General features: G+C 46.2%; 16 protein-coding genes and 1 riboswitch. Of the genes, 5 read left to right on the top strand and 11 right to left on the bottom strand.

All coding sequences use genetic code 11. The annotated features are described in order from the left end of the window. Window positions 1-244: 244 nt before the first annotated feature. Window positions 245-343: riboswitch (glycine riboswitch) on the top strand. A gap of 186 nt (window positions 344-529) precedes the next feature. From gcvT to gcvPB, 3 genes are all read left to right on the top strand, one after another. Next, complete coding sequence (gene gcvT, locus MHH60_RS21105; protein WP_076137307.1) at window positions 530-1,642, top strand: glycine cleavage system aminomethyltransferase GcvT; 1,113 nt, start codon at window positions 530-532, stop codon at window positions 1,640-1,642. A gap of 106 nt (window positions 1,643-1,748) precedes the next feature. After that, window positions 1,749-3,101 carry an aminomethyl-transferring glycine dehydrogenase subunit GcvPA gene (gene gcvPA, locus MHH60_RS21100; RefSeq protein ID WP_076137305.1) on the top strand — a complete coding sequence of 451 codons (1,353 nt, stop codon included), beginning with the start codon at window positions 1,749-1,751 and terminating at the stop codon, window positions 3,099-3,101. Further along, the gene (gene gcvPB, locus MHH60_RS21095; protein WP_076137303.1) at window positions 3,098-4,558 is read left to right on the top strand and encodes an aminomethyl-transferring glycine dehydrogenase subunit GcvPB; all 1,461 of its coding nucleotides are present in this window, start codon (window positions 3,098-3,100) and stop codon (window positions 4,556-4,558) included. Before gcvPA ends, gcvPB begins: the two co-directional genes overlap by 4 nt. A 116-nt stretch (window positions 4,559-4,674) precedes the next feature. Here gcvPB and MHH60_RS33335 read toward each other — a convergent pair whose 3' ends face one another. The 8 genes from MHH60_RS33335 to MHH60_RS21060 all read right to left on the bottom strand — a co-directional run bounded on the left by MHH60_RS33335 (window position 4,675) and on the right by MHH60_RS21060 (window position 14,589). Next, window positions 4,675-4,851: a helix-turn-helix transcriptional regulator gene (locus tag MHH60_RS33335; RefSeq protein WP_081389097.1), complete on the bottom strand. Its 177-nt coding sequence runs from the start codon at window positions 4,849-4,851 to the stop codon at window positions 4,675-4,677. Further along, on the bottom strand, window positions 4,772-5,464 hold the full coding sequence (locus tag MHH60_RS21090; RefSeq protein ID WP_147614473.1) for a hypothetical protein: 693 nt from the start codon (window positions 5,462-5,464) through the stop codon (window positions 4,772-4,774). Before MHH60_RS21090 ends, MHH60_RS33335 begins: the two co-directional genes overlap by 80 nt. A 736-nt stretch (window positions 5,465-6,200) precedes the next feature. Beyond that, the gene (locus MHH60_RS21085; protein WP_076137301.1) at window positions 6,201-9,209 is read right to left on the bottom strand and encodes an efflux RND transporter permease subunit; all 3,009 of its coding nucleotides are present in this window, start codon (window positions 9,207-9,209) and stop codon (window positions 6,201-6,203) included. 278 nt (window positions 9,210-9,487) lie between these two features. After that, window positions 9,488-10,642: a cation:proton antiporter gene (locus MHH60_RS21080; protein WP_076137364.1), complete on the bottom strand. Its 1,155-nt coding sequence runs from the start codon at window positions 10,640-10,642 to the stop codon at window positions 9,488-9,490. Between the two features lie 222 nt (window positions 10,643-10,864). Beyond that, entirely contained in the window at window positions 10,865-11,188 is a 324-nt protein-coding gene (locus MHH60_RS21075) for an L-rhamnose mutarotase (protein ID WP_038573529.1), read from the bottom strand. Window positions 11,189-11,310: 122 nt separating this feature from the next. Next, window positions 11,311-12,471, bottom strand: coding sequence for an ABC transporter permease (locus MHH60_RS21070; RefSeq protein WP_076137299.1), 1,161 nt, complete (start codon window positions 12,469-12,471; stop codon window positions 11,311-11,313). After that, entirely contained in the window at window positions 12,464-13,636 is a 1,173-nt protein-coding gene (locus tag MHH60_RS21065) for an ABC transporter permease (RefSeq protein WP_081389096.1), read from the bottom strand. The genes MHH60_RS21070 and MHH60_RS21065 overlap by 8 nt, the downstream gene beginning before the upstream one ends. A gap of 17 nt (window positions 13,637-13,653) precedes the next feature. Beyond that, window positions 13,654-14,589 carry an ABC transporter ATP-binding protein gene (locus tag MHH60_RS21060; RefSeq protein ID WP_076137297.1) on the bottom strand — a complete coding sequence of 312 codons (936 nt, stop codon included), beginning with the start codon at window positions 14,587-14,589 and terminating at the stop codon, window positions 13,654-13,656. A 163-nt stretch (window positions 14,590-14,752) separates the two neighbouring features. On the opposite strand from MHH60_RS21060, the gene MHH60_RS21055 reads away from it, so the two are divergent. Beyond that, complete coding sequence (locus tag MHH60_RS21055) at window positions 14,753-15,910, top strand: sensor histidine kinase (protein ID WP_076137295.1); 1,158 nt, start codon at window positions 14,753-14,755, stop codon at window positions 15,908-15,910. Between the two features lie 17 nt (window positions 15,911-15,927). Further along, window positions 15,928-16,581, top strand: a complete 654-nt coding sequence (locus MHH60_RS21050) for a response regulator transcription factor (RefSeq protein ID WP_076137293.1) — start codon at window positions 15,928-15,930, stop codon at window positions 16,579-16,581. A gap of 491 nt (window positions 16,582-17,072) precedes the next feature. On the opposite strand, the gene MHH60_RS21045 is transcribed toward MHH60_RS21050, so the two are convergent. The 3 genes from MHH60_RS21045 to MHH60_RS21035 all read right to left on the bottom strand — a co-directional run bounded on the left by MHH60_RS21045 (window position 17,073) and on the right by MHH60_RS21035 (window position 21,387). Further along, on the bottom strand, window positions 17,073-18,383 hold the full coding sequence (locus MHH60_RS21045; RefSeq protein ID WP_076137291.1) for a PDZ domain-containing protein: 1,311 nt from the start codon (window positions 18,381-18,383) through the stop codon (window positions 17,073-17,075). A 114-nt stretch (window positions 18,384-18,497) separates the two neighbouring features. Next, complete coding sequence (locus MHH60_RS21040; RefSeq protein ID WP_076137289.1) at window positions 18,498-19,964, bottom strand: S41 family peptidase; 1,467 nt, start codon at window positions 19,962-19,964, stop codon at window positions 18,498-18,500. Window positions 19,965-20,088: 124 nt separating this feature from the next. After that, the gene (locus MHH60_RS21035; protein ID WP_076123826.1) at window positions 20,089-21,387 is read right to left on the bottom strand and encodes a murein hydrolase activator EnvC family protein; all 1,299 of its coding nucleotides are present in this window, start codon (window positions 21,385-21,387) and stop codon (window positions 20,089-20,091) included. Window positions 21,388-21,399: the final 12 nt, after the last annotated feature.

Raw genomic sequence — 21,399 nt, 5'->3', positions numbered from 1 at the left:
ATTTAGTTATAGCCTAAGTTATCCCGGCTCACAATGTCAATATTACTAACAGGAAATTTAAATTTGTCATTTTTTCGACGTTTTCTTGTTGACAGCGCCCGACTATACCCGTTTAATGGAGACATACAAGAAGAAACGACGTTGTCGTCTTTTTATAGACAATCACCGTTTCTCGGAGAAATATAAGGATAATGTATAATGTGAACCATATACTTTCTTATATTTGAAATAAATATAGTTGCGGATGATGGCATAGGGAGAGACTGTCTCACTTGAAGACGGCGCCGAAGGAGTAAGCCCTAACAGGGGTGAATCTCTCAGGCAAAAGGACCTTTGTCGGACGTATCTCTGGAGAGCATCAGACGCAAGGCTAGATGCGTCAGATCACCAACGGGGAAACCTGCAAGCTAGTTACAGCAGGGTAACTCTCAGGTACAAAGGACAGAGCAGAAAGCAATTTGTGCATTTATGCATGATTGCTTCTGCCTGTCCTTTTTTCGTATGTAATCAGATCAAAGGGAGTGACGACATGGATGCTTTGAGAAGAACACCTTTTTATGATCTCTATTCCGCTTATGCGGAGTCCAGATGCATTGAATTCGGTGGCTGGGAGCTGCCAGTACAGTTTACAGGTATCGTAAAAGAGCATGAAGCCGTTCGCCAGCAGGCTGGGCTGTTCGATGTCTCGCATATGGGTGAATTCATGGTGATTGGGAGCGGTGCAGAAGCCTTTTTGCAAAAAATGACAACCAATGATGTCAGCCGCCTCACAGATGGTGCTGCGCAATATACGCTGCTGTGTTATCCAAATGGCGGAGTTGTCGACGATCTACTCGTGTATCGCCTAAGCGAAGAGCATTATATGCTCGTCGTTAATGCCTCCAACATCGACAAAGACTTCCAGTGGCTGCAAGAGCATTTGACCTCTGAATTCGGCGAAGTCACGCTTACTAATGTCTCTGACGAGACGCTTTTGCTCGCCTTGCAGGGTCCTCTGGCAGAAACCATTCTCGCGGAAGTTACTGATGCTCCTATTTCAACACTCAAGCCTTTCCATTTCATCGAACGCGCCACCGTTTGCGGTGTAGAGGTACTTATCTCCCGTACGGGTTATACCGGTGAAGATGGCTTCGAGATTTACGCTCCGCTGGAAGGTGCAGAAACGTTATGGAACGGACTGCTTGCAGCAGGCGCGCCCCACGGATTAACACCTGCTGGACTGGGTGCACGGGATACCCTGCGTTTTGAGGCAAAATTACCACTGTACGGTCAGGAGCTATCCGCTGACATCACCCCGCTTGAAGCAGGAGTACAGTTCTTCGTGAAGCTGGACAAAATAGACTTTATCGGACGCGATGCACTAATACAGCAAAAAGAAGCTGGCATTCCCCGACGCCTTGTCGGCCTAGAAATGATTGATCGAGGCATTCCACGCTCCCATTATCCTGTCTGGGCAGATGGCGTTAAGATTGGTGAGGTCACAACCGGAACACAGTCCCCTACGCTGAAACGTAACCTGGGGTTGGCTTTGCTTGATGCTAATTACAGTGAAATAGGCACAGAGGTTTACGTGGAGATACGCGGTAAGCAGCTTAAGGCTGTAGTGATTAAGGCCCCTTTTTACAAGTATAAACGCCTTTAGCGTCCATATAAGGACGGTGAGCTTTTAAGCGAGAAATAGAAGAATAAAGTATAGCGTGAAAATTGTACTTTCTTATATTTTAAAAAAGCCAAGGAGTGAAACCTTAATGAAGCACCGTTATCTGCCCATGACAGAACAGGACCGCGTAGAGATGATGGAGGCCGTCGGGATTCAGTCTATAGATGAGCTGTTCTCCGATATTCCTGAAGCGGTACGTTACCAAGGCACTATGCCGATGTCTGAACCACTCGATGAATACGCCCTGCTGCGCCATATGAAAGGTTTGGCTGACCAAAATGCCGACTTTGATTCTCACGCCAGCTTCCTCGGCGCCGGATTATACGATCATCACATCCCTGTGGTCATCAACCATGTCATTTCCCGTTCTGAATTCTACACTGCCTACACTCCTTATCAACCGGAGATCAGCCAAGGTGAGCTGCAAGCGATCTTCGAATTCCAATCCTACATTTGCGAACTAACCGGTATGAAAGTTGCCAATGCCAGTATGTATGATGGCGCTACAGCTTTATCCGAAGCAGCGGTTCTCGCGGCTGGCGCTACCAAACGCAAAAAATTAATCGTCTCCCGTACCGTTCATCCTGAGGCTCGCCAAGTGCTACGTACTTCGGCTAATGCTTGGGGTCTGGAGGTGGTGGAGATTGACTATAAAGACGGTGTTACCGATCAAGCTAAGCTTGCTGAAGCTATCGATGGTGATACTGCCGCAGTACTGATGCAATCGCCTAACTTCTTCGGTAGCATTGAGGATCTTCGCTCGGTTGAGCCGCTGATCCACGCGGTTAAAGGTCTTCTTGTAGTCAGCGCGAACCCAATAGCTCTTGGTGTACTTGAAGCTCCCGGCAAACTTGGAGCCGACATCGTAGTCGGTGATGCTCAACCACTCGGTATTCCAGCTTCTCTCGGGGGTCCAACTTGCGGATTCTTTGCCGTAGCTGATCACCTGATGCGCCGCATGCCAGGCCGGATCGTTGGCCAAACGGTAGACCGTAACGGTAAACGCGGCTTCGTTCTTACACTTCAAGCGCGTGAACAGCATATTCGTCGTGAAAAAGCGACATCCAATATCTGCTCTAATCAGGCGCTGCTGGCTCTCTGCGCATCCGTCTACTTGTCCGTTATGGGCAAAGAAGGCATGCGTGAAGTAGGCGAGCTAAACATTCGCAAAAGCCATTACGCTGCTAATAAACTTAGCGGACTAACAGGTGCTGAACTTGCCTTCTCCTCCCCGTTCTTTAACGAATTTATCGTGAAGCTTCCTGAAGGCAGCAGCGTGAGCGCTATTAATTCGAAGCTGCTGAAGGAAGGTTATCTCGGCGGTTATGATCTGGGCCGTGATTATCCTGAACTTGCTGGACATATGCTGGTTGCCGTAACGGAAAAAAGAAGCAAAACCGAAATCGACCAATTCGCTAGCGCACTGGAGGGCTGTTTATGAAACCGGAGCAAAGTCTAATTTTTGAATTAAGCCGTCCCGGCCGTTCGGCCTATTCTTTGCCACTATGCGATGTACCACAGGAAGAAACCTTGGAGTCTCTGATTCCATCAGGTTTACTCCGTAGCGAACCCGTCGTACTTCCAGAAGTATCGGAAGTGGATGTCATTCGCCACTACACTTCTCTTTCACGTCGCAACTTTGGTGTAGACAATGGCTTCTATCCACTCGGTTCATGCACGATGAAATACAATCCGAAGATTAACGAAGATGTTGCCCGCTTCTCCGGCTTCGCCAAAATTCATCCCTACCAACCAGAAGAAAGTATTCAAGGCGCACTGGAATTAATGTATACCCTGCAAAATGATCTGTCCGCGCTGACGGGCATGGATGCAGTATCCTTACAGCCTGCCGCAGGTGCTCATGGTGAATGGACCGGCCTCATGATGATCCGCGCCTACCATGAAAGTCGCCGTGAGACCCGCACTAAGGTTATCGTGCCGGATTCCTCGCACGGAACCAATCCTGCTAGTGCCTCAGCAGCAGGACTTGAAACGATCACGATCCCTTCCACAGATAAAGGAATGGTCGATCTTGAAGCACTGAAAGCAGCCGTCGGTAGCGACACAGCCGCACTAATGCTAACTAATCCAAGCACACTCGGCTTGTTCGAAACCCAAATCGTCGAGATTGCTGAGATCGTGCATGAAGCAGGGGGCTTACTCTATTACGATGGAGCCAACTCCAATGCCATTATGGGCATTACCCGCCCTGGCGACATGGGCTTTGACGTTGTACATCTGAACTTGCATAAGACAATGAGTACCCCACATGGCGGTGGCGGCCCTGGAGCCGGACCAGTCGGCGTAAAATCTATCCTCATTCCATTCTTGCCACAACCTACTGTGGTGAAGAATGAAGATAGCAGCTTCTCACTTCACTTCGGTGGTCCTGAATCCATTGGACGCGTGAAAGCTTTTTATGGAAACTTTGGTATTCTGGTACGTGCCTATGCCTATATCCGCACCTATGGTCCAGACGGACTGCGTGAGGTATCTGAAAATGCTGTGCTGAATGCCAACTATATGATGCACCGTCTGGCGCCGTATTTTGAAATCCCATATCCGGGTGTATGTAAGCATGAATTCGTGATGTCCGGCAAAAACCTCAAGCAATATGGCGTGCGCACCTTAGACGTTGCTAAACGATTGCTCGACTTCGGCTACCACCCGCCAACTGTGTACTTCCCTCTGACTGTTGAGGAATGTATGATGATCGAGCCGACGGAAACCGAAAGTAAAGAAACACTGGACGGCTTCATCGATACGATGATTCAGATTGTGAAAGAAGCGCAGGAGACACCGGAAATCGTAATCAACGCACCGCATACCACAGAGATTAGCCGTTTGGATGAGACACAGGCTGCGCGTAAGCCGGTTTTGAATTGTTCTTGCGGTTAAACATTCTTCAAAAAATGTTCTAGACAGATAAAAGCCATCCTCCGTTGTTGATTAATTTCGGAAGATGGCTTTTACATCTTATGTACAAATGATTATTTGATGTTTATTATCTAAATTTATAACTTAAGTATCTCTATCAATTCCCATCTCTCGCTGATATTCATCTTACTGTAAATACTCTTAACGATATTCCGCACAGTTCCCTCTTTCACATTAAGATCGTTGGAAATTTGCAGTGCCCCTCTTCTTAGCGACCAGTGATACGCTACCTCTCTCTCTAGGAGATAATCCATATGTGTCACACTTCTCCTGAAATCTGTACTCAATTAACTTCGGGCTTTGTTCCTTCAACTTCAACACAATCTTTTCGGATAATTGTTTAATAAAGAGAATCGAAAAACCAAGTTGCCTCTCGGCTTCGAATGAGATGTCTATATATCCACATATACATTCATTTACCATTATAGGAGCGCATACACAATTCCACTCTTTAAACATTGGCATACTATGCTCTTCTCCACGCACTACTGCAATTGACTCAACCTCCATCGCTAAAGAAACTGCATTCACTCCAGAGACTTGCATCGAAAGATTAGTTCCACTCCTAATTCCATAATGATCTACTTTCTCCTGAAACGTTTCGAATGGACTGACAATATTAATAATATTACCGGCTCGATCTGTTAAGAAAAAGACAAAGGGCAATAAGAGAAATTCCGTTACTTTCGCCAATTCTGAATGTAATACTTCAACCAAAATCTCGTAGGGAACCAGCTCTTCTATAGAAAAGGATTTTTCTGTTTTGAGGTTATTCCAGGGTTGGTAAAATTCACACAAGGAATTATTAAAATTTTTATCTACATCATCTACTGTAAACCAAGCTCGTTCGCATTCAAGAATATTCAAACAATCCATTCTCCCAACTTATGGTATTAATGAAACAGGGCATATCATATCACTCCCTTCAAAGGAAAACAATGACATAAGTCGTTAGGTTTGTGGGAGATTAGTAAGAATTGAAATAACATTGTTTGGGTTATTTTTCTATGGCCGATTATTTGATAAGAACTTTTCACCTGTCCTGTATTCTTTAAATTTCGTCAAAAAAGAATAGAGCATAACAATTACCACTTGTCTATATCCTACCTAGAATATATACGAAATCCATTTTTTCTATGAAAATAGGGATATTCGTTGAATAGAAAAAAATTTTACATTGGGGTCTGAGACTAGCGAGAAATCATGCTCAACATATTTATATCTGTTACTCTGAAAGGAATGAGTTTCATCAAGAGTTTAGTAGGGATTTTCAGTAGAAAGTATACAAAGTCTATTCCATTTTTACTTTTGTTTTCATTATTTATATTGGCATTTTCTGCGATAAATAGAATATTCCCAATAATATCTTTTTTAATAATTATGTTAAATGCTCTGTACATTGTTGTAAAAATAGCAATATTTAAAATTAAAAAATAAATATTTATTTCAGAGGGGATATTGCAATCTAGCGAAGCGCCTTTCAGCCTTTCCTAAACAAAGTTTTGGCTATGTGTAGACAAGCTGATTCCATAATTATAAGGATTTGTAACAAAACAAAAAAAACGGCAAGCCCCATTAACCCGGAGGCTTGCCGTTTGCTTGTTTAAATCGCCGGAGCATTAGTTTTTTCTGCTCTTTTACGCTCTTTTGCCGATTTACGGAAGTAGAACAACTCGTAAATCGCCGGTACTACAATCAGCGTAAGCAGTGTTGCTGCGGTTAAACCGCCAATGACCACAATCGCCAAGCTTTGCGAGACGATGCTGCCCATCTCGGCATGGCCGAACAGCAGCGGTGTCATGGCGCAGATGGTGGCAATTGCCGTCATGAGAATCGGACGCATCCGTGTTCCGGCAGCTTCTAGAATAGCCTCGTGGATACTCATATTGGCTTCATTTTGCTTAATCCGGTCAATGAGCACAATGGCATTCGTAACAACAATACCTATTAACATCAACGCTCCGAACAGAGCTGTGAAGTCAGGCGTTACACCGGACACGATAAGTCCAACAATTGCACCAATCGCCGCGAGCGGCAAGGAGAACATAATCGCCAGTGGAGCCCGAAGGGTTTTAAAGGTGAGTACCATGATTAGATACACCAACCCGATGGAGATTAATGCCGTCATACCCAGGTCGTTGAAATCCTCTGACTGATCAACTGACGCTCCACCTGCAAATAAGGTCACGCCTTTCGGAAGTGTAAGACTATCGGTTTCTTTTTTAATATTCGCACCGATCTCAGATACCTTCTTCGGATCAACCTCTGCTGTAATTCGTACATAAGGCTTCCCATCTTTATGGAACAACATTGCAGGCTCATTCCGAACCTCATAAGTTGCGAGCTGAGACAGTGGCTTCAGCCCCTCAGCCGTCATGAGCGTCAGCGCTTTTAAATCCTGCTCCGTTTGCGGCTGGACCATAGGATCTAACACTACACCTGCTGCGTCACCATCGAGCTCAATTTGCCCCATTGGAATCGGATTAAGCATCGCTGACAGCTGCATTGAAATCTCTTGCGCATTGCTTTGCGCCGGATCTACCTTAAAGGAAAATACAGGTTTCGTATCCTCCATATTGCTGCTGACTTTTTGAATCCCCTCTACGGTCTTCAGCTTAGCGGTAACTTCTGTTGCTACAGTAGTAATATCCGCAAGATTATCTCCGACAATATCAATATATTCGCTGGTAGAGCTGGATCCCATCATACTCATTTGGTTGGCAACAAGCGTTGCTCCAGTATATGAATCTTTTACCTCACGAACATGATCGATAAAAGCCTGAGCATCTGCACCTTTTTTCATAACAACGGTATAGTCCACTAAGGTTTCAGAGGTAACATTCCCCCACTTAGCGGCGTCCGCACTATTCCCTGATTGCATGATTACCGTTTCTGCTTGTGGCTGCTTCATCAAATCTTGTTCTAACTGCTTTCCCTTTTCCAAAATATCTTCGACAGGAACATCCTTCGGATAGTTCATCTGAACAGAAACATAGCTGGCATCTGAAGCATCGAGCGCCCCTTTGGGCATAGTAACATAAGCAGCAATGGAGCCAATCAGAAGCAGGAGACCCAATGATAAGCTAACCCATTTACGGCGAAGATTCCAATCCAGAAAGCGGACAAACCATTTAGAAGGTTCATGTTCTTTCATTGATGTTTTTCTCAGCAGCCATGAGCTTAAAAGAGGAACAACTGTCAAAGCTACTACGAGTGAAGTAAGCAATGAATAGGTCACTGTTAAAGCAAACGGCAGTAAGAAAGCTTGCAAACTACCACGCAAGAGACCCATCGGCAGAAATACTGCTACAGTAGCAATGGTTGATGAGGTAATCGCTCTAGCCACTTCCCCAGTTGCGCTAATAATCATTTCACGGGAAAAAGGTTCTTTTTGCAGCCTACGGTAAATGTTCTCAATCACCACGATACTATCATCGACTAAGCGGCCTACCGCAACCGCGACTCCCCCGAGTGTAATGATATTCAAGCTTATGCCGGAAATGTTCAGCAGATACAAGGTGACCGCTAACGAAAGCGGAATGGATACTGCCGTAATCAGAGTAGCCCGCAGGTTACGCAGGAACAACAGAATCACAATCGTCGCAAATAATGCACCTAGCAATACCTCACGCATCATACTGTTCACCGAGGTAACTACCATATCCGATGTACTGAATACCACTGCTGCTTCTGCATTAGGAATGGTTTTATTAATATGATCTACGGCAGCCTGAATGTTATCTCCGACACTGACTGCATTCGCATTAGCCTCTTTGGTCACTATGGCGAATAGAACGTCTTTCCCGTTCGAACGGCTGACACTTTCCTGATCCTGCTTCAATTCGACAGCAGCGATATCCTGCAGCTTAACGCCCGCAGATACAGGAAGCTTTTTTAAAGTATCCATACTATCTATCGTAGAAACTACGTTAACATTGCCGGTTTGCCCACCAATCGTTTGCTCCCCAAGGGATGCCGATACATTACGTCCTTGAAGTAAACCTAATACTTGTGGAGTCGTGACTCCCTTCTCCGCCATTAACTTTGGGTCCAGCTTAACACTGACCTGCGGAGTTACCTTACCATATAAAGCAACGTTTGCTACCCCTTCAGCTTTTTGCATCTCTGGAATGATAGTTTCTTCCGCAAGCTTAAGATTCTCTTTAGTCAGGCCTTCGTCAAAAGCAAGGGTAACCTGGGATACAGGAATCATGGAGGTATTCAACTGAAGTACAAAAGGAGCCATTACCCCTTCCGGGAACTTTAATGAATCGACGACCTTCTGGACCTCCTGCGCAGCATCCTTCATATTCGTTTTCGAATCATAAAAAATATTCACCTGCGCATATCCGTCTCCGGAAGTGGACAATATTTCCTTCTTCCCTTTCACAAAAGCTGCTCCAGCTTCTATCGGCTTCGTTACATTAGTCTCCATAGCATGTGTATCCTGACCAGGACCCAGCACAGTTACAGTCACTTGAGGATTATCCGCCTCTGGCATAAATTCCATCGGTAGCGAAGTGTAGCTCATCCCTCCCACCACAAGAGCCATGACTACTAAAAGCCCCACCGCAGCCTTGTTACCGAACGACCATTTTGTTAACCATTTCATTTTCTTTTTCCCCTTCCACTCCACATGATTTCTGGCACTCCCCTTATGTCTGTTTGATTATGTATTAATTTCCATCCCGAGATTTAGTTTAGTCATTTTTGGCTGAAGTCAAAACAGCCCTACGGCTGGTTTCGTACTCAGTCTTAAGACGGGGAACTTTCCCCTTCTGTAGACAGATCCCCGTCCTTTTTCTTGATGATGGCAACTTGAACGTGAGCATAAAAAAAAGAGCCCCGTTAGCCATATAAATGGCCAACAGGACTCCCTTTTGTTATGATTTATTTCCCTTCCGCACGTACTGGATCACGGAACATAAATTTCAATAGTGGCGGCGTTACAAGTGTAGTTACAATGACAACAATTATGACCGAAGTAAAATACTGTTGCTGTAACAAGCCACTTTGCAGCCCTGTGGCGGCAATGATCAACGCAACTTCCCCCCGTGAAATCATCCCTGACCCAATAATGGCAGACGAGTGGTTATCAAAGCCTGTAAGACGCGCACCCAGACCGCCACCAAACAGCTTGGTCAGAATGGCAACCACCGTAAGCAAGAGCACGAAGCCGATTTGACTGCCTACCCCTTCAAAGGAAACACTAAGTCCGATACTTACAAAAAAGACCGGCACAAAAATCGAATAAGCAATCGGCTCGAGCTTGGATTCTACCGTATGCTTAAAGGAAGTTTGCGAGATAGCAATCCCAGCCGCAAAGGCACCAATGATTCCTGCCATCCCCATGATTTCAGCGAAATAGGCGAATGCGAAACAAATCATTAAAGCTGCTGAAATGACCGCCTCTGTCACCTTCAGCGGAGCCATCCATTTCATGACCCGAGGAACAATGAACCAGCCGGCAACAATCGCTACGGCAAAGAACAACACCTTTTTCCCAATTAGAAGACCAATAGAAACATCTGCCCCTGTACCGAAAAAGCTCATCAGAACAGCGAGCAAAATAACAACTAGAATATCATCTACTACGGCAGCCCCCAGAATTGTAGAGCCTTCACGTGTGTTCAGCTTATTCATATCTTTTAACACCTGCACCGATATGCTAACTGATGTTGCACTAAGAATAACGCCCATAAACAAGGCATTATGATAAGCAAAACCAAACATTTCTCCTAAGGCGAACCCACCCAAAAAGGGTAATATAATTCCACCGACGGCTACTGCAAAAGCTGATTTCCAGTTCTTGCGCAATTGATCCAGATCCGTCTCAAGCCCCGCTATGAACATTAACAGTAGAACACCGATCTCAGAGATATAATGAATAAACTCTCCATCCTGAACCCAGCCCAGTACCGCAGGCCCCAGTATGATTCCCACAATAAGCTTGCCTAGCACAGCTGGTTGCCCAAGCCGCACAGATAGATCACCAGCTACTTTGGTGAACAATATGATCAGCATAAGATATAAAACAAACTCCATCTTTCTATCCACTCCCTTGTTGTATATAAGAACTGCCAACCAGGAGCTTCTCCAAGCCAAAAAAAGACAAAGAGGAGCCCTTGTTGACAGGCTCCTCCAAAAAACAAATAATTATTCAATTTAACTTTATAAATTATATTATACCTATATTTAAAATAACTGTAAACCAGATGCGCCGATAATATAATTATGCACATTTGATTTGTTCTAGAATGCAATTACTTATTTCAGATAGAACACTTCACGTAAGGGCTGCATAGGCACCTCATCATTGAAATCAAATGACCCTTCAACCATTTTAGAGGTAATCGCATTCCAGCGGTTGCAAGCATCACTTTTGGCAATGTAATCAAAAGCCGCCTTACTATCCTCACACTCATAACAGTAAAAAAATTGATTGCCATTCTGAAAGATGGAATAGTTAGAAATACCAGCCTTACTGTGCTCCTCCAAAATTTCTGGCCAAGGATTTAAATGCATAGCTACATACTCCTCTAAACATTCTTCCTTCACCCGCCATGTCCAAGCCAATTTATTGCTGCTCATCTGCTCATCCTCCTAGAAATCCCCTCTTTTGTACATATTAAGAACTAGGGACATTTGATACCTATTATTGTACCTGAATAGAGTAGTCCAAGCTATGCATATCTATATACTCTGCAAATTTCTTAAGCGTTAATTCCAGCTTCACTCGGACGTAGAATAGCAGAACCAATCGCCAGCAGCACCGCGGCCATAAGACCCAAGATGGCAAAGGGCAGCCATAATTCATTCCAGCCTCCACCTGTAGCAGCGATATCGATCGCTTGGATCGCCCATTTTTGCGGTACAAAATTAGCTGCCTTCTGCATATAGTCCGGCATAATGGATAACGGCCAGAAGCAGCCTCCAAGCATACAGGTCGGGGTCAGGATCAGCGAATTAAGCATGCCAGTATTATTAGGATTGCGAATCAGACCTGCTACCGTACTAGCTAAACCCATGGAAACTAGCATAAATGCTGCAAGAACCAAGAAATACAAGTAGAGCGGTAATCCAAAGTCAAACTGCAGTACATAACGGCCCAAGGCAAGTACTACAACGATTTGAATTAACCCAACGATGAAGCTTCCCAGAAAATTACCGAGGGCAATCTCATACGAACGAACCGGGGCACTGAACATACGTTTCATCGTTCGTTCTCTTCGATCATCCATAATAAGTGACACTGAACTTGTAACCAGCCCCATTAAGAACATCAAAGTAAATCCTGTGACGATGCTTAAGCCCTCTTTTGGATATAAATCATAATCTGTTCTTATACTGCCTACACTATGTTGCTCTGCTCTCTGCATTACGGCAGCAAACTGTGAGTCCGAGCCAGTAGCCTCAGCCCGAGCTGCTCCAATTAGTCCAGCAGTGTTTCGCATTTCATCAGCAATTACACTAATTTTCATTTTTACCATAATTGATGTTTCCGTAGCCTTAAGCTCATACACACTAATTTGCGGCTCTTCTCCAGCAAGCAGTGCGGAGGTGAAGTTTTGCGGTATCAAAACACCGGCTTCTCCGTTCTGATCGATAATACTCTCCCTCAAATTAGCCTCATCTGTCTTCTCTACAAGCTTATAATCACCGGTATTCTCCAGCTCGGTAAGCAAATGTTTGCCCGCTGCACCATCGTCCATATTCGAATATAAAATAGTAGCCGGTCTCTCACCCATACTTCCACTAATTGCTACTACCCCGGCCACGACAAGACATGGCAGAAGAATATACGAAAGCAGCCCATTCCGAGAACCGATCGTTCTTTTCACCATATTCCAAGCAATCGTTAAGATCTTATCCATGGTAACCTACCTTCCGGTACGAGATAACCGCTGCACTGAATAGAACCAGACAGATGATCGACAAAACCAACAGATTCGGCAAAATCTCTGAGACCTCTGCATGCAGCATCATTTTTAGAACAGCTTGTAGCACCCAGTGATTCAGGGTAAATGCCCCGACCGAGTTCACCCATGATTCCGGAAGTGGAGCCATCCCTCCACTAATGAAGGTCATGACCACAGTGATGACATTAACAATACTCCCTGCACTTGCTTTAGTTTTGCTAAACATTGAAATAACAATCGATAACGTCATGGAAGCTATGATCATTAAGAGACAGAAGAGCAGCAGCAAGCCCGGACGATTGCCCCAATTTACGCCGAACAACAAGTGAGTCAGGATAATAATCGCTGCGCACTGCACTACACTTACAACCCCTACGCCTAGCATTTTACCAATAAACAGCTCAGAACCTTTTACCGGCATTGAGGTTATTCGGAAGAGGGTGTGATTTTCTTTTTCATTAAAAAGAGAGCTACTGACGGTCAAACCGCTATATAGCAGAAACATCAGCATCATGGATACCGCATAGAATTGGGAGGCTGTATAGGATAGGCTACCTTCACTGAGCGCCCCAACCTTAACAGAAGGCCGCTCTCCCAAACTTGGTGCAGTAGCGGTCAAAGCTTCTGGACCCAACGTCATAGCTACGGATTGCTTATAGTTAATATTGTTTAAAAAGTTATCGAATACCGTCCCCGCAACCATATTATCTGTCCGATCTTTGCCCAGAACAAACTCTAACTGTGCAGTTTCACCGCTTTGTACTTTCTTGTCGAAGCCTAGGGGAACAATAACCGCATAACCATATTTCCCGGCGCGCAGGCCGCTTTCCGCTGTCTCTCGGCTCCCTACTTTGACCGGAATAATGATATCCTTAAGCTCCGGCGTCTTCAAAAAGCTGTCTATCATCGCCGAGCTTTCATACCCTTCTCCAGAAAGATTAACTACACCAACACGTACAGGGTCAATCTTAGACGCTGCCTTATCACCGATTACACTGGAGAGGGAAGCACCCAGCAGAAAGATCAAAAGCAGCGGTAGCAGAAACATATTGATGATGATTGAGCGTGAAATAAACAGCCTGCGAAGCTCATAAATCATAATTGTCCAAATATTTCTCAAAGCGTTCTCTCCCTCCTTTAATCGCGCAATGTCCGTCCTGTCAAACTAAGGAATAATGTCTCCAGATCCGGCTCCTCAATATTTAAAGAACCAATAACGCCTTCATGTTTAGCAAAAATAAATAAGATATCCTGCAGCTCATCCTGTGAGGAGGGGAGATACATTTCTACCGTTCCCTCTTTACTTTCCACTCTCGTGATCCGCGGGTGTAGACTAAGCTCATTGATTAGCTCCGGAGTGATGTTCGTTGCTTTGACCACTATTTTTTCTTCCTGAGAAACCCGTTCCCGCAGCTCCTTTTCCGTGCCACAAGCAATGATATGTCCCTTATCCATAATCGCTACCCGATCACAAATGGCTGCAACCTCTTCCATATAATGACTAGTGTAGATGACGGTTGAGCCAAGCCGATTCAGCTCTTTGACCGACTCAAGGATATGATTACGAGACTGCGGATCAATCCCTACGGTCGGCTCATCCATAATAATCAGCTTTGGATGATGCATGATGGCACAAGCGATATTCAAACGTCTTTTCATCCCTCCGGAGAAGGTGGCTGGTTTTTCTTTGGCCCGGTCACTAAGTCCTGTGAAAGCAAGAGCTTCCGCCACCCGCTCTTTCAGCAATTTTCCCCGCAAACCATACAATCTTCCGAAAAAAGTTACATTTTCTGCTGCTGTCATTGTATTGTACAAAGCCAAATCCTGCGGAACTAAGCCGATCTTTTTCTTAACCTCCAGTGCATACGAAGAGACTGATAACCCATCAATAACAATGTCTCCACTATCAATCTTTAGCAGGCCGCATATCATACTTATAGTTGTACTTTTACCTGCCCCGTTCGGGCCTAGCAGGCCAAAGATCTCTCCTGCTTGAATCGTAACATTCACATGATCTACCGATAATTTGTTCTCATACCGTTTCACCACATCGGTCAACACCGCGATTGCCATCTTTATCTCCCCTGTCGTGTGTGCTTCTATATTTTCAATTTTATTCTAGGTTGAATTTTTACGGATGTACGAAAGGTCATTTTTTGAAGGTGACTAAAGTCATCTCCTGAAGTAGTGGGATAATATGCTAAGATTATTAAAAAACATAAAGGATGACTAAGGCGTGCCCAGAGAGCTAAACTTATTGCGTTACGGACTCATCTTAATCCCTGCGTTTATTACCATTTATGTCTATCAATATAACGATTATGGAATCTTCACGCTGCATATCCTGATGCTTCTATTCCTTGTGGTCATGGTGCCTAAGCTCCCTCGATCCATTCATGCTTTGATTAGTATCATTGAAATCTTGTTCACAGCCTGGTTATGTTATCAATATGGCAGCATGATGCTTTTCCCCGCTATATCAGCACTGCTTTATTATTCCAGACTCCAGCCTAAAGCAGTGCCTTACGTGTTCACAGGTGTACATCTGATAGCTTTGAACGTTGCACTCCAGAATTCTCCATCGCTCGTAGTGACTTACATTAACTTTTCATTTCTGCTCACTGCCTACCTAAATAAGCTATTATTAAAAGCTGGCCAGCGGCGCGAAGACACTCTTCTTCTATATGATGAGTTGCGCAAAAAGCATTTCGAGCTTGATGAAGCTCGCAACCGCCTGCTGGAGTTCAGCGCGCAAGTAGAAGAGTCTGCCCAGTCCAAAGAGCGCGTCCGAATCTCACGCCAGCTCCATGACGATATCGGCCACCGGTTAATCCGGATTAAAATGATGATGGAGGCCGCCCTCCAGACCTTACCTACCTCTCCCGAGAGCGGAATGCAAATGATGGAACTGATTCGTGACCAGCTGTCGGCCAGCATGGACGATATGCGGTCCGCAGTTAAACGTATCAACTACACTCCGAAGCTTGAGGGAGCTTATGCGTTAGACCGGCTGCTCGAAGAGATTGGGCGTGAGACGGGGATCGAGACCTCATACCAAGTTCAGGGCATACCTTATCCGCTCTATCCTAGTATCCAAGTGATCCTGTACAAAAACGCCCGTGAGGCTATAACCAACGCCTTGCGGCATGGAAAGGCAACTTCCATCCGGATCAAAATTGACTACGCGCAAGCAGGAATCACTATGGAGGTTAGCAACAATGGATCACTTCCAGAAGAAGAGAAGCTCCGCAAATTATTGGGGAGTGGTGGGGACGGGATGAAAGGCATGTACGAGCGCACTCATCTGATCGGCGGAACACTCGAACTAAGGCAGGAGCCACATTTTACAGTCGTCACGCGGCTGCCCATATATAAGCAAGATGAGATTGTATAACGAAAGGAGCCATGCTAATGATTAAAGTGTTGATTGTTGATGACGACCCCTTTATTCGCCAAAGTCTGCAAGTATTGCTAGGTATGGACCCAGATATTGAAGTTGTCGGAGCAGCTTGTGAAGGTAACGAGGCCTTGGAATTACTTCAAAAAGGATTAAAGACCGATGTAGCTCTGATGGATATCCGCATGCCCGGCTGCGGTGGCGTTGAAGGAACTGAGAAGATTAAGCAGGCTTTTCCGCAAATTGCGATATTGATGCTGACCACCTTCGACGACGATGAATATATCATTGAGGCACTGCGTAACGGAGCTAGTGGATATTTGCTTAAAAACATACCGCCAGACCGGATCATCCAGGGCATTAAAACGGTTTTTGAAGGGAACATGCTTATCCACCCTGATATCGCCCGCAAGCTGGCAACCTTTCTGCAGCCTACGGCACGGCAAGAATTGCCACAGTTACAGCCACTGGAATCATTCGGATTGACCAAAACAGAGCTGGCTGTAGTAGCTTCTATCGCTGAGGGGCATAGCAACAAAGAAATCGCCGGACAGCTTTTTTTAAGCGAGGGTACCGTCAAAAATTACATAACGGATATATTAAGCAAATTAGAGCTCCGCGATCGTACGCAAATTGCAATTTTTTATTTGAAGAACATGCGGGGCTGAACTAGTAACATAAAGCCTGTGAGTAGGCCATTGCCAAAGTTGGTTTTTCTTACGTATGACCCCTGATAATCAGCCGAGGGGGCTTACGGACTTCAATGACGCTGCTTCTTGGGCGCGGGCTCGGACTCCAGCGACACTACTCCTTGTGTGCGGGTTCGGACTCCAGTGACGTTACTCCTTGTGTGCGGGTTCGGACTTCAATGACGCTGCTTCTTGGGCGCGGGCTCGGACTCCAGTGACGCTATTTACAATTTTATCGGCGTTTGAGCAGAGTTTCGGACCCCAGCGACGTTATTCCTCAGAAAGAGGCTCATTTGGGATGTTTTTAATGCCAATAGCGGCTTTGGGGTCCGTTACCATTCTAAATAAGCGAAAATGCTGCGATTAGGGTCAGCTGGGTCCGATAGCAACTTCTCGCACGCGAAACTACCATCTAATCAAAAACAAAGATGCCCCATTCACCATTTCATGGCTTATGGGGCATCTTCTAGTTATCCTTCCGCTGATTCCTGCTTGGCTTCAGTGGTTTTTTTTCGTTTAAGTTGGCCGTCCGGAAGGTTCCGGCTGCGTATGCCTGTCTTCATCCCGATGATGCTGTAGATGCTGGAAGGCTTCGCCTCAGCGGTAATCATCCCATCTGTCTCCGGCACCAAAATAATACCGAGCTGATGGTGATCCCCATCATAGATCGGGCTTTGAAGGTATTTGCTCTCCCCTTCACGGTTCAGCACTTCCAGCTTGCAGAACGCTGGATTCATGCGCAGCGCCTCATGTAGCTGCGCCGCATCGGTCAACAGGACCCCGTTGACCTTCAGTAAGATCTCACCGGGCAGGATGCCCAGCTCCTGGCCGGGACTGCCCGGCAGCACGGCCAGCACTTTGCGGCCGCGCGGTGGATGCACGAAGATGGGGCTGATGCTGCGCTCTTCCAGAGCGCTGTACCAGCTTAACCCTTCGTGCAGCACAATGGCTGCGAGCGCCGCGACCAGAGTCAGCGGGCTCCACCAAGCGGCAAGCAGGCTTAAGCCGAGCAGGACGATGCTGTAGATCAGCAGCCGTCCTGCAGTGCGGGCCGCCTTGCGCCCGGGCAGCATGCCCTGCGTCATCTCGCTGAAGCCGATGATGACGGGCAAAGAGACGATGCCAAGGCTGCCGCCGAGCAGCGAGTGCCATGGCAAATCCGTTCCTGCTCCCGATGGGAGCAGCAGGAACAGCGGCAGCGGCCAGAAGGCCTGCAGCTGATAGCCGCCGACGACCATGCCGCGCTTTCCCTTCAGGAAGAGCGGCGTTGCAAGCTTGGCCCCTTGTCTGCGGGCCAGCAGTGCCTCCGCCATGTGCAGCAGCGCAGCTAACACTAGCAAAGCAGGAATATCCATCTCCCGTATGGCGGTGGTAATATTCCCTACCGTTCCACTATCTAAAGCATCTGGAAAGAAAGAAATTACAAACTGAATGATACCTAACAAGCCTATAGAATAGGCAAAGCACAAATACCGCACACGCAGTAGCGACAACACGAGACTAACTACCCAAATGCAGGCTACAGCGGTACCTGATAACGATATTCCTAGCAGAACGGCTGCTACAGAGACGACCAAGCCCATGACTAGACCACTCCATACCGTCCGCCACGTTTCCTGACCCCAGCTATGTAATTTTACATGTATCAGCTTTCGTTCTAATGCCACCTGCCTACGGTAATATAACGCAATAAATATAATAGCAATGTAGTAATACGGCTGGATCAATAAGTGTAAGAACGCAGTGCCCAAGCTTCCTAACAGTTCCTGAATCACATTCAAACTGTTCGTCACACTCCTTTTCGTCCGATGACTGATTTGTATATATTCTAATTCCTCTACGTCGGTTGGCATTTTCTTATCTAAAAGAAAAAAAGAAGGCTGAATTCAGCCTTCTTACTTTTTCGACGCTGCCGCCTTAATTTCCTTCTGAATCTCAGCAATCCCTTTATTCCGTTGGTTGTCGTGAGCAGGGTCTTGAATGACCTTGATCAGCGCCGCTTCCAGCGTCTCCGCTGTCTTGGCGTCAATTATGCCTGTGACTTGGAGCTTTGCTGCACTTTGGAACTTCTTCACTGCGTCTTTAGTGCCAGCATCGAAATAGCCATCTTTACGTCCAGGCTTGTAACCCAAACCGTCCAGCATCGTCTGTGCACTCTTCACATCAGCGTTGTTCATATTATATTGCAGCGCTACGCTCTTGTTAATCGGAGCCACCGAGAAGTAATCCGGCTGCGCTACCGCGATATCCGGTTTAATGCCCTTACCGTGGATCCATGTGCCGTCTGGTGTAAGCCATTTGGCAATGGTAACTTTCAGCAAGCTGCCGTCTCCAAGCTGTTTGTCAAAGCTCGTCTGCACGGTGCCTTTACCGAAAGAATTGTCACCGATTAGCTTAGCTCCTGCCGACTGCTGCAAGGCACCCGCCAATATTTCCGAAGCACTTGCGCTACCTTTATTCATCAGCACGACCACTGGATAAGCTTTACTCGATCCTTTAGAGGTGCTAATCTCGCGTTTTTTGTCTTTGTATTCTATTTGCACTATAGATTTGCCAGCTGGAACGAATTGCTCTGCCATTTCAATAACAATCGGAAGAACACCACCTGGATCATTGCGGACGTCAATAACAAGTCCCTTCATGCCTTGCTTCTCCAGCTTCTCCAGCTCTTCCTTGAATCGTTCTGCGGTATTCAGGGAGAACTGCGTAACCTCGATTACGCCCACATTGTCCTTTTCCATGGTAGCGTAGACTGTTTCGAGCTTCACATCATCCCGGGTAAGAACAAATTCAAGTGGCTCTACAGAGCCGGAACGTTGTATTTTCAAAGTGGCCTCACTGCCCTTAGGACCGCGAATCTTGGCAACAGCTGCATTCAGCTCCATGCCTTCCAGCGATTCACCGTTAACGGACAAGATAACATCTTTGGCTTGAATCCCAGCTTTCTCAGCAGGTGAGCCTTTGATCGGAGAGACCACGACTACCTTGCCATTATCCGAAGAGACCTCCGCACCGATACCTGAAAAGGAACCCTCAATGCTTTCTTCGAATTTCTCAGCTGTTTCTTTACCCATATAGTTGGAATAAGGATCGCCCAGCGCTTCCATCATACCGTTGACAGCACCGTCTATCAGCTTCTCCCGATCTACTGTCTCGTAGTAATTGCTCTCAATCAGACTGAGAGCAGTTCCAAGCTTCTGGGATTCCTTCTGCTGAAGGCCAGTAACCTGCAATGCCGAGGCCAGTCCTTCTCCTGCAGCTTGTCCAATAACATGGCTATAACCCGTCACGCCCAAGGTCACCAGACTACCGCATAGCAGGGCGGCGATAATCATAAACGCCGCTGTGCTTTTTTTTAACATGATGTTCCCACCGTCCCTTCTTGTCCATCTCGCAAACAACTCCATAAGTCCGTCCTGAAAGGTACGGTATCTCTTCCAGTATATGCCGTACGCTCAAATAATATGAGTTATAAGTTCTTAAAAATTAGAGATAAGGCATCGGATTTACTGTCTTGCCGTCGATCCGAACTTCAAAATGGAGATGGGGGCCCGTCGAATTACCTGTAGAACCGGATTCAGCAATCACATCCCCACGATTGACTCTATCCCCAGGACTAACCTTGATACCACCTTTACGGATATGTCCGTAGAGGGTCCAAACTCCGCCGCCATGATCAATAATTACACAATATCCATAGCCGCTATACCATTCAGCTACGATTACCGTTCCGGAATCAGCCGCATGAATATTGGTTCCTTGTGGAACTGCAAAGTCTACTCCAGTGTGTACTTTCCCCTTCTCCCCCGTAATAGGGTGTGTCCGTGGTCCGTAGGAGGAGGAGATTCTTGCCGAGCCTACAGGGAGCAGGAAGGGTCCATCTCCACCAGCATACGCGGTTGAGGAGCTGGAGCTTGAACTGCTGCTTGCCTTGCTGGCTGCGGCTTTCTTGGCAGCAGCTGCTGCCCGGCGTGCCGCTTCTGCTTTGGCGGCTGCTGCTTTGCGCGCTGCTTCCTCAGCTTTAATCTTATCCTTTTGGGTTTCCAAAGCAGAACGTTCGCTTGCCAGCTTAACCAGCTTCTCATTCTGCTCTTCACTTAGATCATCGCTTTCTTGAATCTGCTTATCATAAAATGCGATAAGCTCCTGCTTCTCCGCTTCCTTCTCTTTCAGCAGGCTTCTCTGATTTTCCAAGGAGGTGTATAACTGCTTGGCTTGAGCATATTGTCCCTCAAGCTCCTGCTTCTTCTCTACAACTGTCTGCTTGTCCAGCTTGTGTTGGACTAACAGCTCCTGATCCTGATCCACAATCATCTTAAGTGAATCGGTGCGGCCCAGAAAATCAGAGAAGCTTGTCGATGAGAGCAAAACATCTAGGTAAGATACCGCTCCATCCGTGTACATCAACCGGACACGGGATCCTAAGAGTTCTTCTCTTGAGGCCACTCGTGCCTCTGCTTCATCCAATTCCGTTGCTGTAACGTTAAGAGATTCTTCTGTATCGGAAATTTTGTTAGAGATTTCGGTCATTTTACCTTTAACTTGATCCACTTGCTGCAATACATATTGTAAATTGATATTTGTCTTATTCTTATAGTGCTGCGCTTCCTGCGTTTGGGACTCCGCTTTCTCTTGCTGCGCCTTAGCTTCCTGCACCTCTTGTTGCAGCTGCTTTAATTGCTTATCGATCTCGGCAACACTTGTTTTTTTGGCATATCCATCAGAGGGTTGGAATATAGTGACAGCTAGTAACATTACGGCTAGTCCGGCGGCAATCTTCTTCAACTCGCACTCCCC

Origin of the sequence: Paenibacillus sp. FSL H7-0716, assembly GCF_038002705.1 — a bacterium.
GTDB lineage: Bacteria > Bacillota > Bacilli > Paenibacillales > Paenibacillaceae > Paenibacillus_AQ > Paenibacillus_AQ odorifer.
This window is presented reverse-complemented; position numbering and strand designations above follow the sequence as displayed.

Excerpts from the sequence above, each read along its gene's own strand:
- gcvT (WP_076137307.1), top strand. The coding sequence starts at position 530 with ATGGATGCTTTGAGAAGAACACCTTTTTATGATCTCTATTCCGCTTAT.
- gcvPA (WP_076137305.1), top strand. The coding sequence starts at position 1,749 with ATGAAGCACCGTTATCTGCCCATGACAGAACAGGACCGCGTAGAGATG.
- gcvPB (WP_076137303.1), top strand. The coding sequence starts at position 3,098 with ATGAAACCGGAGCAAAGTCTAATTTTTGAATTAAGCCGTCCCGGCCGT.
- MHH60_RS33335 (WP_081389097.1), bottom strand. The coding sequence starts at position 4,851 with ATGGATTATCTCCTAGAGAGAGAGGTAGCGTATCACTGGTCGCTAAGA.
- MHH60_RS21085 (WP_076137301.1), bottom strand. The coding sequence starts at position 9,209 with ATGAAATGGTTAACAAAATGGTCGTTCGGTAACAAGGCTGCGGTGGGG.
- MHH60_RS21080 (WP_076137364.1), bottom strand. The coding sequence starts at position 10,642 with ATGGAGTTTGTTTTATATCTTATGCTGATCATATTGTTCACCAAAGTA.
- MHH60_RS21075 (WP_038573529.1), bottom strand. The coding sequence starts at position 11,188 with ATGAGCAGCAATAAATTGGCTTGGACATGGCGGGTGAAGGAAGAATGT.
- MHH60_RS21070 (WP_076137299.1), bottom strand. The coding sequence starts at position 12,471 with ATGGATAAGATCTTAACGATTGCTTGGAATATGGTGAAAAGAACGATC.
- MHH60_RS21060 (WP_076137297.1), bottom strand. The coding sequence starts at position 14,589 with ATGGCAATCGCGGTGTTGACCGATGTGGTGAAACGGTATGAGAACAAA.
- MHH60_RS21050 (WP_076137293.1), top strand. The coding sequence starts at position 15,928 with ATGATTAAAGTGTTGATTGTTGATGACGACCCCTTTATTCGCCAAAGT.
- MHH60_RS21040 (WP_076137289.1), bottom strand. The coding sequence starts at position 19,964 with ATGTTAAAAAAAAGCACAGCGGCGTTTATGATTATCGCCGCCCTGCTA.